This is a genomic window from Taklimakanibacter albus, assembly GCF_016595235.1.
Taxonomy (GTDB): domain Bacteria; phylum Pseudomonadota; class Alphaproteobacteria; order Rhizobiales; family Aestuariivirgaceae; genus Taklimakanibacter; species Taklimakanibacter albus.
The window spans coordinates 1,844,374-1,859,788 of sequence record NZ_JAENHL010000007.1; the positions used below are offsets into that span (position 1 = coordinate 1,844,374).

The following is a 15,415-nucleotide window of genomic DNA, read 5'->3' on the forward strand; positions in this document are numbered from 1 at the left end:
ATTTATCAAAAGGTCAAAAATTGTCGGAGACCACCCCTCATTTGAGGTGGGCAAAGCGGGTGACTTCTTCCTAAACTCCGGAAATGGCGGATAATCCGGGAAGTCTCATGCGCCTGCCTTTCCTCATTTTGCTTGCCTTCTGCCTGGCCGCGCCGGCCGCGGCCGAGGACTGGGACGGGGTGGTGAAATTCCTCAAGCCCGTGGCGCCAGACGAGCCGGTCCATGTTCTCTGCAAGGCGGAGCAGGCCTGCGGCCTCATCAATTCGGCGGGCGAGCTGGTTCTCGACCAGGTCTATCGCCGGCTCACCGTCGGCCCGCCAATGCCGGCCAGCGCGCGCCAGGTCATTGCCGAGGCTGTCGCCGGCCGGACCGGCCTGTTCGATCTCACCGGCAAATGGCTGCTGCGCCCGAAATATGAAAATGCGAGCTTCCTCTATAATGATCGCATCGCGGTCAAGAAGGGCGGCGCCTGGGGTTATGTCAGCGGCAGCGATCGGATGATCGTTCAGCCCAGATATGAAATAGCGACCGACTTCACGGCCCCTGTCACGTCGGTCTATCTCAATGGAAAATGGGGGCTCATCGACACGAACGGCCTCGTCGTCGCCGAGCCGAAATACAGCGTCATCAGGGAATTCACCGACGGCGTGGCGATCTTCGCCGCCGACCAGGGCTATGGCCTGATCGATGCGGCCGGCAAGGAAATCCTCTCCGGCTACACCACGATCGAGCCCTTTTCCGAAGGCTTCGCCATGGCGCTGAAGGAGCTGAATCAAGTCGGCTTCATCGACAAGACCGGCAAATGGATGTTCAGGACCAGGTTTCAAAGCGCCGGAAATTTCCATGAAGGCCTCGCCTCTGTCACCAATGGCGACCGGACGGGTTTCGTGGCCAAGGATGGCCGCGTGACGATCCCGCTCAAATTCGACGACGCGCATGATTTCTCCGGCGGCGTGGCGCCGGTCGCCGTCAATGGGAAGTGGGGCGTGATCGACCGCAAGGGACGCTGGGCCATCAAGCCCCGATTTGATTATCTCTGGTCGTTCACCAAGGGCGTCGCCGTCGCCAATCGCGGCGGCAGCTTCGATGAATTCGGCGTGCCGGAGAAGGACGCCGGAACCTGGGGCGCCATCAGCGTGTCGGGCGACTGGATCGTCAAGCCGCAATTCGACAGCGTCGAAGTGACGGACGGCCTCATCGTCGCCTGGAAGGACAAGAAACGCCGCTATTTCGACTTCGACGGCAAGCTGGTTACCTCCGAATAGCCGGCCAGGCGGCGTGCCTCCGACCCTCGCGCGCCACTGTACCTCTCATCTGGGGTGAGCCAAGGAAACGGCATTCCCTTAGACTCAGGCTGCGACCGCCAACTCGGAGACATCTCATGCGCCTGTCCCTTCTCGTTCCGTTTCTGATCTGCCTTGCCCTGCCGGCGGCGGCAGAGGGGTCGGAAGAGCTGGTGAAATTTCTCAAGCCGGTCGCGGCCGATGCCAATGTCCATGTCCTGTGCAAGAAGGAGCAGGAATGTGGACTCATGAATTCGGCGGGCGAGCTGATCCTGGAGCAGACCTATCGCCGGCTTGTCGTCGGCCCTTCGTCACCAGGCATCCCGCGTCAGGTGATCGCCGAGCCGGTCGGCGGCAAGACCGGCATCTTCGATCTCACCGGCAAGTGGCTGCTGCAGCCGGGGTCCGATTATGAGGAAATGGGTTATCTCCGCAACAACCGGATCGCGGTCAAGCGCGAGGGCAAATGGGGTTATGTGGATGGCCGCGGAAAGATGGTCATCCCGCCTCAATTCGAAAGCGCCGGCGATTTCCTGACGACAGCGGCCATTGTCCGCGGCCGCGACAATCTGGGCTTGATCGACGTCAACGGCACCCCGCTCACGCCGCATAAATATATCAAGATCGGCGATTTCGTGGATGGAGTCGCCGAGTTCATGGATGCCGACGTCGTCGCCGGTCTCATCGATCTCAAGGGCAAGGAGATCGTCACAGGCTATACGGTGACGGGGCCGTTGTCGGAGGGCCTCGCCATGGCATTCAAGAGCAACAAGGAGCAAGGTTATATCGACCGGACCGGCAAATGGGTCATCAAATCCAAATTCGGTGTCAGAGGAGATTTCAGCGAAGGTCTCGCCATCGTCGATGCCAAGGGCAAGCGGGGCTACATGGCCAGGAACGGCAAGCTCGCCATTCCCTTCAAATACGATTCCGCCAAGGCCTTCTCGAACGGCGTCGCTTCTGTCGCCCAGAAGCGCAAATGGGGCGTGATCGACCGCAAAGGCCGCTTCCTCGTCAAACCGGAGCTCGACTACATCGACTCCTTCGTCAACGACATCGCCCGCGCCAATCGCGGCGGCAGCCTTGATGAGTATGGCATGTCCGAAGGAGCCGAGGGCTTGTGGGGTGTCATCGACAAGTCCGGCAAATGGATCATCGAGCCGCAATATGAATCACTCGAGATCAACGGCGACCTCATCAAGGCCTGGAAAGGCGGCTATCACTATTTCGCCCTGGATGGCCGCCCCATCCAGGTGAACTGATCGCCGTCAGCTCGCCGGCTTCGGCGCATAGTCGGCGCCGTTCACGCTCTTCGGTCGGCCGTCGAGATGAAGCGTCGATAGTCGTTCCGGCGCTTCGGCGATCACCTTGCCGCGCTTGATGACGAAAAGCCGCTGCGGCTTGAGCCTGATCGCCTCGATCGGATCCTTGGCCTGCAGCACCACCATGTCGGCATGGCAGCCCTTGTCGAGACCATAACCGTCGAGATGCATCGCCTTGGCGGGATTGACCGTCACCGCATCGAAGCACCAGCGCATGCCTTCGCGGCTCGTCATCTGCGCCACATGCACGCCCATATGGGCCGCCTCCAGCATGTCGCCCTGGCCCAGCGAATACCAGGGATCGAGCACGCAATCATGGCCGAAGGAGACGTTGATGCCGGCCTGGCGCAGTTCCGGCACCCGCGTCATGCCGCGCCGCTTGGGATAGGTATCATGGCGGCCTTGCAGCGTGATGTTGATCAGCGGATTGGGTGTCGCGTGAAGCTGCGCCTCGACCATCAAGGCGATGAGCTTCGACACATAATAATTGTCCATCGAATGCATCGAGGTGAGATGCGAGCCGACCACGCGGCCATGGAGACCGAGCCGTTGCGTCTCATAAGCCAGCGCCTCGACATGGCGCGACATCGGATCGTCCGTCTCGTCGCAATGGATATCGACCAGGAGCCCACGCTTGGCCGCGATCTCGCAGAGCGCCTTCAGGCTCTGCGCGCCATCCGCCATGGTGCGTTCGAAATGCGGGATTCCGCCCACCACATCGACGCCGAGATCGAGGGCGCGTTCGAGATTCTTCGCTGCCGTCGGTGAGCGGTAATAGCCGTCCTGCGGAAAGGCGACGATCTGCAGGTCGATATAGGGCGCGATCTTCTTGCGCACTTCGAGCAGCGCCTCGACGCACAGCAAACGGTCGTCGCACACATCGACATGCGTGCGGATGGCGAGGAGCCCTTGTGACACCGCGAGGTCGCAATAGCGCAAGGCCCGCTCGATGACCGCCTCATGGGTGAGGAGCGGCTTGAGCTCGCCCCACAGCGCGATGCCCTCGAGCAAGGTGCCCGAACGGTTGAGCCGTGGCTGACCGAGCGAGAGCGTCGCATCCATATGGAAATGCGCGTCGACGAAAGGTGGCGAGACCAGATAACCCTTGGCGTCGATCTCACGCGCCCCGGCGATCGCCGGCACCGTGCCGATCTCGGCGATACGGCCATTGCGGCACAGGATGCTTTGTCCCGTCCGGCCATCCGGCAGGCTCGCATTTCTGATGATGAGATCGCTGGTCATGGGCTCCGCTCATTCTGAAAAAAGCCATGTGAGCAGGATTCTCCGCGGTCGTCCATGCGCTCGTCTCGTCAGCCCTTGCGCGCCTCGAGTGAGAAGGCGAGCGGCAGCTGCACGTGATCAGCGGGCAACCGGTAGAGCCCGTCTTCGCCCGCTTTCATATTGGGAAACAGCGGCCATACCAATGCCGCATGCTCGCGGAACCAGTTGAGCGTCAGCCCCGCCGCGATCAGGCCGTTGATGATGTCGGACAGAGGATGCTGCCAGGAATAGGTCTTCTTGTTGGCGAGCTCGTCTGCCGCACCCGTATAGGTCGTCGCGACCTCTTCCACGATCGGCGCTTCCTTGGGCGTGCGCCAATCATAGCGCGGAACGATGCGCTCCTCGACCCAGTCGAGGCTCAGGATCGTCTGATGCGTCTCGGCGAGATAGAGCTTGCCGCCCGGCTTGAGCAGCGAAGCGACGACCTTCGCCCACAAAGCGATATCGGGCAGCCAGTTGATGGCGCCCCAGGTGACATAGACCCTGTCGAATTCGCCTGCGAGCAGATCGCGCGCATCATAGACATTGCCTTCGACGAATTGCGCATCGACGCCAAGCCTTTCGGCGAGGGCGCGCGCCTCGGCGACAGCAGCGGGGGAGAAATCGAGCCCGGTCACCGACGCGCCGCGCCGTGCCAGCGAAATCGAGTCCAGCCCGAAGTGGCATTGCAGATGCGCGATGCGCAAACCCTTCACGTCGCCGATTTCGGCCGCCTCGATCGGGCTCAGGCTGTCCTTGCCGGCGATGAACTGCTCGACGTCATAGAACTTCGTGTCGTCGCGGCGATGGATCGCCACGCGCTCGTCCCAGCTCTTGCGGTTGGCGTCGAAATAGCTCTGCTTGTCCATGTGTTCCCCCCAAAGGAAACGGGCCAGCTCGATGAGCCGGCCCGCGCCAAATCTCAACAAGCTGATGCTTGAATTACGCCTTGTCGGCTTCGCTCGCCTGCGTCACCGGAACGGCGTCCGACGCACCCGGCACCAGAGCGCGCTGCTTCTCGGCGATACGCGCCGACTTGCCGGTGCGGCCGCGCAGATAATAAAGCTTGGCGCGACGGACATGGCCGCGGCGCACCACCTTGATCGAGTCGATCAGCGGCGAATAGACCGGGAAGACGCGCTCCACGCCTTCGCCATAGGAGATCTTGCGGACCGTGAAGTTCTCGTTCAGGCCGCCGCCCGAACGCGCGATCACCACGCCTTCATAGGCCTGCACGCGGCTGCGATCGCCTTCGACGACCTTCACATTCACGACGACCGTGTCGCCGGGGGCAAAATCGGGAACGGCGCGCTTCGCGGCCACCACCGCTACTTGCTCTTTCTCGAGCTGCTCGATGATATTCATGGCACTAAATCCTTTTGGAGTTGCGGCTCTTTACCTGCTGAGCCGGGTAAAATCAATTCTTTCTCTGCACATAAGCCTGCCAAAGATCGGCGCGGCGTTTCTCGGTTAGTCGCTCCCGCTGCTCTTTCTTCCAGCGGGCCATCGCCTTATGGTCGCCGGAGAGCAAAACCTCAGGAATCTCAAGGCCTTCCCAGGTCCGCGGGCGGGTATATTGCGGCTGCTCGAGAAGCCCGTCCTCGAAGCTTTCCTCGAAGCCTGACCGCTCATCGCCCATGACGCCCGGCAAAAGCCTTACCACTGCGTCCAAAAGCGCCAGCGCCGCCGGTTCACCGCCCGACAGGACGAAATCCCCAAGCGAGACCTCGCGCAAGCTTCGCCGCTCGATCACCCTTTCATCCACGCCCTCGAACCGGCCGCAGATGATGAGGGCGCCCGGCCCCGCCGCCAGATGGCGGACCAGGCCTTGGGTGAGACGTTCGCCGCGCGGGCTCATCAGAAGCCTGGGCCCCTGATGCTCGGTCTGGTCGATCGTCGCCGCGAGAATATCGGGCTTGATGACCATGCCGGGTCCGCCGCCCGCCGGGGAATCGTCCACCGTGCGGTGGCGGTCGGTGGCGGAGGCGCGAATATCGCGCACCGCCAATGACCAGATGCCGGCATTGAGCGCCTTGCCGGCGAGCGAGGTGCCGAGCGGTCCCGGAAACATCTCCGGAAACAGCGTCAGGATGGTGGCCTGCCAGCTCATGGGTCGTCCGGCTCGCCCTCATCCAGATAGGTCTCGGGCAGATCGAGCGTCAGCTCGGGCTTGGCGAGATCGATCTTCGGCACATACGCATCGGCGAACGGCACCAGCACGGTTTCCTTCACCCCGTCGCGGCGGATCTCGAGAAGATCGCCGGCGCCGAAATTCGGCATCGCGATCACTGTCCCGAATTTCTCGCCTGCAACCGTCACCACCGAGGCCCCGATGAGGTCATGCACATAGACCTCGTCATCTTCGGGCTCCGGCAGCTGCCCGCGCTTGAGAAACAGTTCCGCACCTTTCAGCGTCTCCGCCTGGTTGCGGTCCCGCACCCCTTTCAGCACGGCGATGAAACCGTCCTTCTGGGCCCGGAGCTTCTCGATCACGAGGCTTTCGCCGCGTGAGGTGCGAAGCGGGCCATAGGAGGCGATCGCTTCCGGATCGGCGGTGAAGCTCTTGAGCTTCACCTCGCCCTTGATGCCATGCGCGGCGGTGATGACACCGGCCAGCACGTTATCGTCGGGCGAGACCATCCGTGATGCTTAGCTCTGCGGCGCGGCAGCGGCTTCAGCGGCCTTGGCGGCAGCGTCGGCCTGGGCCTTCTCACGCTCCAGGCGCTTCTTGCCGGGGAGAGCCTTGTTCGGGTTGTTGCGGGCTTCACGCTTCTTGAGGCCGGCCTTGTCGAGGAAGCGCAGCACGCGATCGGTCGGCTGGGCGCCCTTCTTGAGCCACGCCGCGGCCTTCTCAGCATCGAGCTGAACGCGCTTCTCGTCGGTCTTGCCGAGCATCGGGTTGAAGGCGCCGACCACGTCGATGAACTTGCCGTCGCGCGGCGACGCCGCATCGGCGACCACGATGTGGTAATAGGGCCGCTTCTTCGAGCCGGCGCGCGACAGTCTGATCTTGAGGGACATTCTAGTTCTCCTTGGATGTTTCAGTATTGGGAATGCAGATAGACATGGTGATGTGTGCCATGGAGAAGGAATTCACCTTCCCGTCTGGCGCCGAGCTTCTCGGCGACGCGTTGCGAGGCCGTGTTGCTGGGATTGATGTAGCTGACGAGACGCGGCAGCCCGAGCGTGCGATAGCCATGCTGGCGGGCGCGTTCCGCCGCTTCACGCGCGAAACCTTTGCCGCGGAATTCCGGCATGATGCCCCAGCCGATTTCCGGATCGCCCCAGCCATCGGGAAACCACAGGCCGCTATGGCCAACGAATTTTCCGCTCGCGCGCTCTTCGAGCGCCCACGGCCCGAAGCCCCGCAAGGTCCAGTGGCCGATGAACAGCCCGATACGGCGCCAGACATCGCTGCGCGTGACGTCGCCGCTGTCATAGACCGCGACCGACTGCGGATCGCGATAGAAGTCGAGAAACGGATCGACGTCGCTTTCGCGCCACTGGCGCAAGCGCAGTCTTTCCGTCTCGAATTCTGGAAAAGCCATGTCATTTCTTCTTGCCGAGCCCCGGCAAGCCTTTGAAGGGTGACCCGCCGCCAAGGCCCGGCAATCCGCCGAGGCCGGGAAGCTTGACGCCGCCGAGACCCGGCAGGCTCGCCGGCAGTTTCGGCATGTCGGGCAAAGCACCGCCCTGCATCATATCTTTGAGCTCGGCCGGGATCGCATTGGGATCCATCTTGGCGAGCTCGGCCTGCATCTTTTCCATCTCGGCCGCATCAGGCCCGCCCTTGCCGCCGAACATGCGGCTCATCAGGCCCCGGTTGCCGCCCATCTTCTTCATCATATCCGCCATCTGGATATGCATCTTGAGCAGCCGGTTGATTTCCTCGACCTTGGTGCCCGAGCCCGCCGCCACACGTTTCTTGCGCGAGGCGTTCATGACTTTCGGGTTGCGCTTCTCAAACACCGTCATCGATTTGATGATCGCCATCTGGCGCTTCAGCACCGAATTATCGAGATCGACGCCATCGAGCTGCTTCTTGATCTTGCCCATGCCGGGCAGCAATCCCATCATGCCCGACATGCCGCCCAGCTTCTGCAGCTGGTTCAGCTGATCGGCGAGATCCTCGAGATCGAAGGCGCCTTTCTTCATCCGCTCGGCGATGCGCTTCGCCTTCTCGGCGTCGATCGATTGCGCCGCCTTCTCGACGAGGCTGACGACGTCGCCCATGCCGAGAATGCGCCCGGCGATGCGCTGCGGATGGAAATCCTCGAGCCCGTCGAGCTTTTCGCCGGTGCCCATGAGCTTGATCGGCTTGCCGGTGACGCCGCGCATCGACAGCGCCGCGCCGCCACGGCCATCACCGTCGATGCGGGTCAGCACGATGCCGGTGATGCCGATCTTCTCATCGAAGCTCTTCGCCAGATTGACGGCGTCCTGGCCGGTCAGCGCGTCGGCGACGAGCAGCGTTTCATTGGGCTTGGCGATGTCGCGGACGGCGGCCGCTTCGGCGAGAAGCTCCTCGTCGATATGAAGACGGCCGGCGGTGTCGAGCATGACGACGTCGAAGCCGCCGCGGCGGGCTTCCGACATCGCCCGCTTGGCGATCTCGATCGGCGTCTGGCCCTTGATGATGGGGAGCGTCTCGACGCCCGTCTGGGTACCTAGAATGGCGAGCTGCTCCTGCGCCGCGGGACGGCGCGTATCGAGCGAGGCCATCAGCACCTTGCGCTTCTCGCGCTCCTGCAGGCGCTTGGCGATCTTGGCGGTGGTGGTCGTCTTGCCCGAGCCCTGCAGGCCGACCATCAGGATCGGCACCGGCGGCGAGGCCCGGAGATTGAGGGCGGAGCCTTCCGAGCCCAGTATCTCGACCATCGCGTCATGGACGATCTTGACGACCATCTGGCCGGGGGTCACCGATTTGACCACCTCGGCGCCGACCGCCCGTTCCTTCACCTTGTCGATGAAGCCGCGCACCACATCGAGCGCCACGTCGGCTTCGAGCAAGGCCCGGCGGACCTCGCGCATCGCCGTGTCGACATCAGCCTCCGACAGCGCACCACGCCCGGTGAGCTTGTCGAGAATGCCGGAAAGCCGCTCTTGCAGTGTGTCAAACATACCCTAAGTCCTTTCGCCCAAACGCAAAAACACCCGGGGGCGCCACGCGCTGCCGGATGCCGGCTCATCACCTCCCGGGATCATGTCCCATGTGTGATAAGGCCTGAAGACGTTCAAGCGTCTTGAAATTCGAGGGGTGTTCTAGGGAAACGGCCCGAGAAAGTCAATTCTGGCCCGATATGGGCCCCGCGTCAGCTCGCTGGCGCCCAGATTAACCTTTTCACCGGCCGGTCCTCTTTCAGGAAAAAGACCATGATGCCGGCCAGCACCGCGGTGCCGAAGGCGGCCCACCACATTTCCGTATAGCGGGCGAAGAGGTCGAACAGATAGCCGCCCATGAAGGAGCCGAGCGCGCCGCCCAGCGCATGACCGCCGCTGATGAGCCCCATGGCAAGGCCCATGATCTTGAGCCCCAGATGCGAGGCGGCGAGGCTCGCCGTCGGCGGCACCGTCGAATAGTCGAAGATGCCGTAGATGAAGGCGAAGAGGATCAGCATCTCGTAGCTGGTGCCCACTTGCATCAGCACCAGGAAGGAGAACGAGCGCACGATATAGATGGAGCCCAGAAGCAACGGCCGGTTGACCCGGTCGGTGAGCCAGCCGGCCAGGAACATGCCGGCGAGATTGATGGCCATGACGGCGCCATAGACGCCCGAGGCCGGCACCGGCGGGAAGCCGCAGAAGGCGGCATAGGGCAGGAAATGCGTTTCGATGGCGCCGGTGGTGGTGACGCCGCAGATGAAGAAGCTCCAATAGAGAATGTGGAAGGTCGGGTTGGTGAGCAGGAATTTGAGCCGTGTCCACAGGGCTTCCTGCGGCTCGGCCAGAGCTTCCTTGTCGCCCGCATCGGCGCCTGCCGGCGGCTTGAGGGCCACCCAGATGACCGCCGCCATCACCAGGCAGACCACCGCCACGGCCAGGATGCTCCAGCGCCAGCTAATATAGGCAAGCCCCGCGGTGACCAGAGGAACGGTGATGAACTGTCCGGCGGTGGCGCCCGAATTGGCGATGCCGGTGGCGAGGCCCCGCTGCTCGGTGAACAGCTTGGCGACCGCGGTCGAGATCAGATGCATATTGGCGGTGGCGAAGCCGACGCCGCCGACGAGGCCGTAGCCTATGATATAAAGAGCGGCGATCGGATAGGCGGCGAAGATCAGAAGGCCGGCCGCCACGACGAGCAACCCCACCGTGAGCATGAGCCTGGCGCCATAGCGGTCGGCGAGATTGCCGGCGATCGGCGCCACGATGGCGATCATCACCAGCGCCACCGATTGGCCCGAGCTGATGAAGGTTTTCGACCAGCCGAGCGTGCGCGTCCAGTCGTCGGTCATGATGGCGACGACCTGGCGCGCCGACATCACGATGGAGAGCACGGAGAAGCACAGCCACACGACGATCCACGGATTGACGTGGCGGGTGCTGTCTCGAGTCGGGGCGGAAATGCTGGTCATGCCCGGCAGATGGCCAGCCGGGCAAGCTTCCGTCCAGCAAATTTATTTGATGGACCCATCGCGGCCGCTGATGAGTCCAAACTTGCGTTCGCCCAAATACAACCCGTCCGGCTTTCGCCGGGATGACGGTAGGGGGTCAGCCCTTCGGCTGATTACGCAGCCTTTCGGCTTCCGCGTAGAAGCGCTTTTCCCATTCCTTGTGATTGTCCAGCCCCTCGCGGATGAAGGGCGTGAACAGCGCGATATTCATCAGCAGCCAGTTGACGAAGTTGCCCGGGAAACGCATCGGCTTCACGAAATCGACGAACAGCACCACCCGAGTCTTGTCGGAATGATTCCAGGCTTCATGCTCATAGGCGTCATCGAAAATGAGAACCTTGCCTTCGCTCCAATGGCAGATCTGCTTGTCCACCCGGATGGCGATCTTGTCGCGCGGCTCCGGCACGATCATGCCGAGATGGAGGCGCAGCACGCCATTATAGGGGCCGCGATGGGCGGGCAGATGTTTGCCCGGCTCGAAGATCGAGAACATCGCGGTCTTGAGCCCCGGAATATGCTGCACGGCTTTCCAGGTTTCGGGGCACTGCGCGATATTCTGTTCCGACTTCATGCCGAAGGCGAGCAGGAAGAAGGTCTTCCAGCCCTGATCGGTGCTGATCGTCTTCACGTCGGACGAGATATCCTGGAAATTCGGCAGCTCCGACTTGCGCACCAGCACCCGCTCGAGCTCGGCGCGGATCGCCGGATAGGCCTTCTCGATCTCGCCCACCCAGGGGAAGACCTTGTTGTCGTAGACCGGCGGGTTGCCGAGCCTGGCGCTTTTCAGATTGAGCTTTTCCGCCTTGGCGACGATGCCCATGAAGAAGCGGGTGAGAGCACTGGGCCGGTCCAGGGGGGCGACGCCGGCGGTGCCGAATTGCTGCTGGGCTTCCCCCTGCTGCGCAGGAGTGAATGCACCATCCGTAGGATTTGCGGTCATGACGACCCCCGGATATGGCCGCATCGTGGCGGCTCTATGGCAGAAACTTTGCCTAAGAGTTAGCAAAAGGCTAGCCTTTCCCGAAGCTTTCACCATATAAACCGGCCATGAACGGGTTGGCTCCCATGGACTTCCGCAAGATGAACGGGCTCGGCAATGACTTTGTCGTGCTCGACGCCCGCTTGCGCCCTTTGTCGATCAGCACTGAACTGGCGCGCGCTATCGCCGATCGCACGTCCGGCATAGGCTGCGATCAGCTCATCGTCCTCGAGCCGTCGCGCACGGCCGATGTGCGCATGCGCATCTGGAATAATGAAGGCTTCGAGGTCGAGTCCTGCGGCAACGCCTCCCGCTGCATAGCTGACATGCTGTTTGCGGAGAAGCGCCAGACGGTCGCCACCATCGACACCCTGGGTGGTTACCTTACCTGCGAGAAAGCCGGCGACGGGCTGGTGCGGGTCGATATGGGCGCCCCCCGGTTCGGCTGGCAGGACATTCCCTTGTCGGAGCCTTTCGCCGACACCCGCCATATCGAATTGCAGCTGGGTCCGATCGATGCGCCGCTGATCCATTCGCCCTCGGTCGTCAATGTCGGCAATCCGCATTGCATCTTCTGGGTGAAGGACCTCGCCGTCGTCGATCTCGCCAAGGCGGGTCCTATGCTCGAGCATCATCCGCTCTTCCCCGAGCGCGCCAATATCTCGCTCGCCCGGGTCGACGCCAAGGATCACATCACGCTGAAAGTATGGGAGCGCGGTGCCGGCCTGACCCGCGCCTGCGGCACGGCCGCCTGCGCCGTCCTCGCGGCGGCGGCCCGCATCAAGCTCACCCATCGCAAGGCCACCGTGACTTTGCCGGGCGGCGATCTTCTCGTCGAATGGCGCGAGGCCGACGATCACATCCTGATGACTGGCCCCGTCACCTATGAATATGAGGGTGTCCTGCCCGCTCATCTCGCGGTGTGATCATGTCGAAGCCGGACATCATCACCTTTGGCTGTCGCCTCAATGCCTATGAATCGGAAGTGATGCGCGATGAGGCCGAGAAAGCCGGCCTCGAAAACGCGGTCATCTTCAACACCTGCGCGGTGACGGCCGAGGCCACCCGGCAGGCGCGCCAGGCCATCCGCCGCGCCCGCAAGGAGAACCCGGACGCGCGCATCATCGTTACCGGCTGCGCCGCCCAGACCGATCCCAAGATGTTCGCCGCGATGCCGGAAGTCGATCTGGTGCTCGGCAATCAGGAAAAGCTCGACGCCCGCAACTACCGCTTCGCCGATTTCGGACTTGCCGGCGAAGAGCGCGTCAAGGTGAACGACATCATGGCGGTGCGCGAGACGGCGCTCCACATGATCGAAGGCTTCTCCGAGCGCACCCGCGCCTTCGTGCAGATCCAGAATGGCTGTGACCATCGCTGCACCTTCTGCATCATCCCCTTCGGACGCGGCAATTCGCGCTCGGTGGCGGCCGGCGAAGCGGTCGAGCAGATCCGCCGCCTCGTCGCCAATGGTTATTCCGAGATCGTCCTGTCGGGCGTCGACATCACCTCCTGGGGCGCCGACCTGCCTGGAAGCCCACACCTCGGCAATCTGGTGCGCCGCATCCTCAAGGCGGTGCCGGAGCTGAAGCGCCTGCGTCTCTCCTCGATCGATTCGATCGAGGCCGATCCCGATCTCATGCAGGCGATCGCCGAGGAGGAGCGGCTGATGCCGCATCTCCATCTCTCGCTCCAGGCGGGTGACGACATGATCCTGAAGCGCATGAAGCGCCGGCATCTGCGCGATCACTCGATCTCCTTCTGCGAAGAGGTGCGCAAGCTGCGCCCCGACATCGTCTTCGGCGCCGACATCATCGCCGGCTTCCCGACCGAGACCGAGGCGATGTTCGAAAATTCGCTGAAGATCGTCGAGGAATGCGGCCTCACCTATCTGCATGTCTTCCCCTTTTCTCCCCGGCCCGGCACCCCGGCGGCGCGCATGCCGCAACTGGCGAAACCGGTCATCCAGGAGCGCGCCCGGCAATTGCGTGAAAGGGGCAAGCAGCGCCTCGATGCGTTCCTGGGGCAGGAAGTCGGCACCTCGCGCTCGATCCTGATCGAGACCGAGAGCACCGGGCGCACCGAGCATTTCGCCGCGGTCAAATTTGTGCAGCGCATGAATGCCGGCGCCATCGTCCGCGCCATGGTGACGGGACGCGGCACCGACCATCTCGAGGCGAGCCTGGCCGCATGAGTGGTTTCTTCAAGAAACTCTTCAGCCGAGGATCAGATCGCATCGATGAGGCAGTGCCGCCGCCGGAGCCGGAAGTCCCGGCCGCGGCCGCCGCGGAACCAGAGCCCGAGCCTGAACCGGAAACTGCCCCCTCGCCCGATCCTGTGCCGCAATCGCAACCGCGCGGCAGCTGGTTCGGCCGGCTCAGGGACGGTCTGGCGAAATCCTCCCGCTCGCTCACCGGATCGATCAGCGCCATCTTCACCAAGCGCAAGCTCGATCAGGCGACGCTCGAGGAGCTCGAGGATGCGCTGATCCAGGCCGATCTCGGTGTCGAGACGACCGGTCGCATCATCCAGGCGGTCTCGGCCGGGCGCTACGACAAGGAGATCGAGCCTGAGGAAGTGAAGTCCATTCTTGCCGGCGAAGTGGCGAAAGTCCTGAAGCCGGTCGAGGTTCCGTTCAATTTCGGCACCCAGAAGCCTTTCGTCGTCCTCGTCGTCGGCGTCAACGGCGCCGGCAAGACGACGACCATCGGCAAGCTCGGCGCCATCGCGGCGCGCGAGGGTCATTCGGTCGTGCTGGCGGCCTGCGACACGTTCCGCGCCGCCGCCATCGAGCAGCTCACCGTCTGGGGCACGCGCATCGGCGCCAAGGTCATTTCCCGCCCGACCGGCGCCGACGCCGCCGGTCTCGCTTTTGATGCGATGAAAGAGGCCAAGGCCGACGGCGCCGACATTCTCTTCATCGACACCGCCGGACGTCTTCAGAACAAGGCCAATCTCATGGCCGAGCTCGACAAGGTGGTGCGCGTCATCAAGAAACAGGACGAGACGGCACCACATGCTGTGTTGCTGGTGCTCGACGCCACTACTGGTCAGAATGCGATCTCGCAGGCCGATGTTTTCACCAAGGTCGCGGGCGTCACCGGCCTCATCATGACCAAGCTCGACGGCACCGCGCGCGGCGGCATCCTGGTCGCCATCGCCGAGCGCTTCAAGCTTCCCATCCATGCCGTCGGCGTCGGTGAGCAGATCGAGGATCTGCAGCCTTTCGACGCCGAGGCGTTCTCCCGCGCGATAGCAGGTCTTGCCGAATGAACCCTCTGGTCAAAATCATCATCGAAGCCGGCCCACTGGTCGCCTTCTTCCTGTCCAACTGGCTCGCCGGCATCTTCTGGGCCACCGGCATCTTCATGGCGGCGACGGTGGTCGCTTTGCTTCTTTCGTGGATCCTCACCCGCAAGCTCGCGGTCATGCCGCTGATCAGCGCCGGTTTCGTCGCTGTTTTCGGCGTGCTCACTCTGTGGCTGCATGACGAAACTTTCATCAAGGTGAAAGTCACTTTGATCAATGCCCTGTTCGGGGTGCTGCTCCTCGGCGGTTTGCTCTTTGGACAGACATTCCTCAAATATGTCATGGGTGAAGCCATCAAGATGACCGAAGCCGGCTGGCGTGCGCTCACCATACGCTGGGGAATTTTCTTCATCATCGTCGCCATCGTCAATGAAGTGGTGTGGCGCATGGTCACGACCGACACATGGGTGAACTTCAAGGTGGCCCTTCTGCCGGTCACGCTGGTCTTCGCCCTGTCCCAGGCGCCAATGATGACCAAACACATGATTCAGGACGACCCCAAGTCGCCTCAGTAACTAGCCTTGTCACAAATTGGAGCAATGGACCGAAATTTTTCGGGCAATCCGATGCGTAAAACAAAGAGATAGAGCGCCGGACGATTCTATGAGAACGTCCTATACTCCGGAGACCGTTCCGTATGCTGACGATGCGGCC

Annotated in this window: 16 protein-coding genes; 6 read left to right on the forward strand and 10 right to left on the reverse strand. The window is 62.7% G+C overall.

The features are described from left to right. Positions 1–107: 107 nt before the first annotated feature. The gene (locus JHL16_RS20275; protein ID WP_200186650.1) at positions 108–1,265 is read left to right on the forward strand and encodes a WG repeat-containing protein; all 1,158 of its coding nucleotides are present in this window, start codon (positions 108–110) and stop codon (positions 1,263–1,265) included. 116 nt (positions 1,266–1,381) lie between these two features. After that, positions 1,382–2,545 (forward strand): WG repeat-containing protein, encoded by a 1,164-nt coding sequence (locus JHL16_RS20280; protein WP_200186651.1) that lies wholly within the window; start codon positions 1,382–1,384, stop codon positions 2,543–2,545. A 6-nt stretch (positions 2,546–2,551) separates the two neighbouring features. Here JHL16_RS20280 and JHL16_RS20285 read toward each other — a convergent pair whose 3' ends face one another. The 10 genes from JHL16_RS20285 to olsC form a co-directional block, all read right to left on the reverse strand. Continuing rightward, the gene (locus JHL16_RS20285) at positions 2,552–3,847 is read right to left on the reverse strand and encodes an amidohydrolase family protein (protein ID WP_200186652.1); all 1,296 of its coding nucleotides are present in this window, start codon (positions 3,845–3,847) and stop codon (positions 2,552–2,554) included. Positions 3,848–3,915: 68 nt separating this feature from the next. Then, positions 3,916–4,734 (reverse strand): class I SAM-dependent methyltransferase, encoded by an 819-nt coding sequence (locus JHL16_RS20290; protein WP_200186653.1) that lies wholly within the window; start codon positions 4,732–4,734, stop codon positions 3,916–3,918. Positions 4,735–4,807: 73 nt separating this feature from the next. Continuing rightward, positions 4,808–5,230, reverse strand: a complete 423-nt coding sequence (gene rplS / locus JHL16_RS20295) for a 50S ribosomal protein L19 (protein WP_200186654.1) — start codon at positions 5,228–5,230, stop codon at positions 4,808–4,810. Positions 5,231–5,282: 52 nt separating this feature from the next. Continuing rightward, the gene (gene trmD, locus JHL16_RS20300) at positions 5,283–5,975 is read right to left on the reverse strand and encodes a tRNA (guanosine(37)-N1)-methyltransferase TrmD (protein ID WP_200186655.1); all 693 of its coding nucleotides are present in this window, start codon (positions 5,973–5,975) and stop codon (positions 5,283–5,285) included. Next, entirely contained in the window at positions 5,972–6,505 is a 534-nt protein-coding gene (gene rimM / locus JHL16_RS20305; RefSeq protein WP_200186656.1) for a ribosome maturation factor RimM, read from the reverse strand. Before rimM ends, trmD begins: the two co-directional genes overlap by 4 nt. A gap of 9 nt (positions 6,506–6,514) precedes the next feature. Further along, positions 6,515–6,886: a 30S ribosomal protein S16 gene (rpsP, locus tag JHL16_RS20310; RefSeq protein ID WP_137858888.1), complete on the reverse strand. Its 372-nt coding sequence runs from the start codon at positions 6,884–6,886 to the stop codon at positions 6,515–6,517. 20 nt (positions 6,887–6,906) lie between these two features. Further along, positions 6,907–7,413 carry a GNAT family N-acetyltransferase gene (locus JHL16_RS20315; protein WP_200186657.1) on the reverse strand — a complete coding sequence of 169 codons (507 nt, stop codon included), beginning with the start codon at positions 7,411–7,413 and terminating at the stop codon, positions 6,907–6,909. Position 7,414: 1 nt separating this feature from the next. After that, positions 7,415–8,986 (reverse strand): signal recognition particle protein, encoded by a 1,572-nt coding sequence (gene ffh, locus JHL16_RS20320; RefSeq protein WP_200186658.1) that lies wholly within the window; start codon positions 8,984–8,986, stop codon positions 7,415–7,417. A gap of 191 nt (positions 8,987–9,177) precedes the next feature. Continuing rightward, positions 9,178–10,437 (reverse strand): MFS transporter, encoded by a 1,260-nt coding sequence (locus tag JHL16_RS20325; protein ID WP_200186659.1) that lies wholly within the window; start codon positions 10,435–10,437, stop codon positions 9,178–9,180. A gap of 136 nt (positions 10,438–10,573) precedes the next feature. Beyond that, positions 10,574–11,416: an ornithine lipid ester-linked acyl 2-hydroxylase OlsC gene (olsC, locus tag JHL16_RS20330; protein WP_200186660.1), complete on the reverse strand. Its 843-nt coding sequence runs from the start codon at positions 11,414–11,416 to the stop codon at positions 10,574–10,576. Between the two features lie 107 nt (positions 11,417–11,523). On the opposite strand from olsC, the gene dapF reads away from it, so the two are divergent. Genes dapF through JHL16_RS20350 form a run of 4 tightly spaced genes read left to right on the forward strand, consistent with a single transcriptional unit; the run spans position 11,524 to position 15,276 of the window. After that, positions 11,524–12,381: a diaminopimelate epimerase gene (gene dapF / locus JHL16_RS20335; RefSeq protein WP_200186661.1), complete on the forward strand. Its 858-nt coding sequence runs from the start codon at positions 11,524–11,526 to the stop codon at positions 12,379–12,381. A gap of 2 nt (positions 12,382–12,383) precedes the next feature. Next, positions 12,384–13,646, forward strand: coding sequence for a tRNA (N(6)-L-threonylcarbamoyladenosine(37)-C(2))-methylthiotransferase MtaB (mtaB, locus tag JHL16_RS20340; protein WP_200186662.1), 1,263 nt, complete (start codon positions 12,384–12,386; stop codon positions 13,644–13,646). Continuing rightward, the gene (gene ftsY / locus JHL16_RS20345; RefSeq protein WP_200186663.1) at positions 13,643–14,725 is read left to right on the forward strand and encodes a signal recognition particle-docking protein FtsY; all 1,083 of its coding nucleotides are present in this window, start codon (positions 13,643–13,645) and stop codon (positions 14,723–14,725) included. Before mtaB ends, ftsY begins: the two co-directional genes overlap by 4 nt. Next, the gene (locus JHL16_RS20350) at positions 14,722–15,276 is read left to right on the forward strand and encodes a septation protein A (protein WP_200186664.1); all 555 of its coding nucleotides are present in this window, start codon (positions 14,722–14,724) and stop codon (positions 15,274–15,276) included. The genes ftsY and JHL16_RS20350 overlap by 4 nt, the downstream gene beginning before the upstream one ends. Positions 15,277–15,415 lie beyond the last annotated feature (139 nt).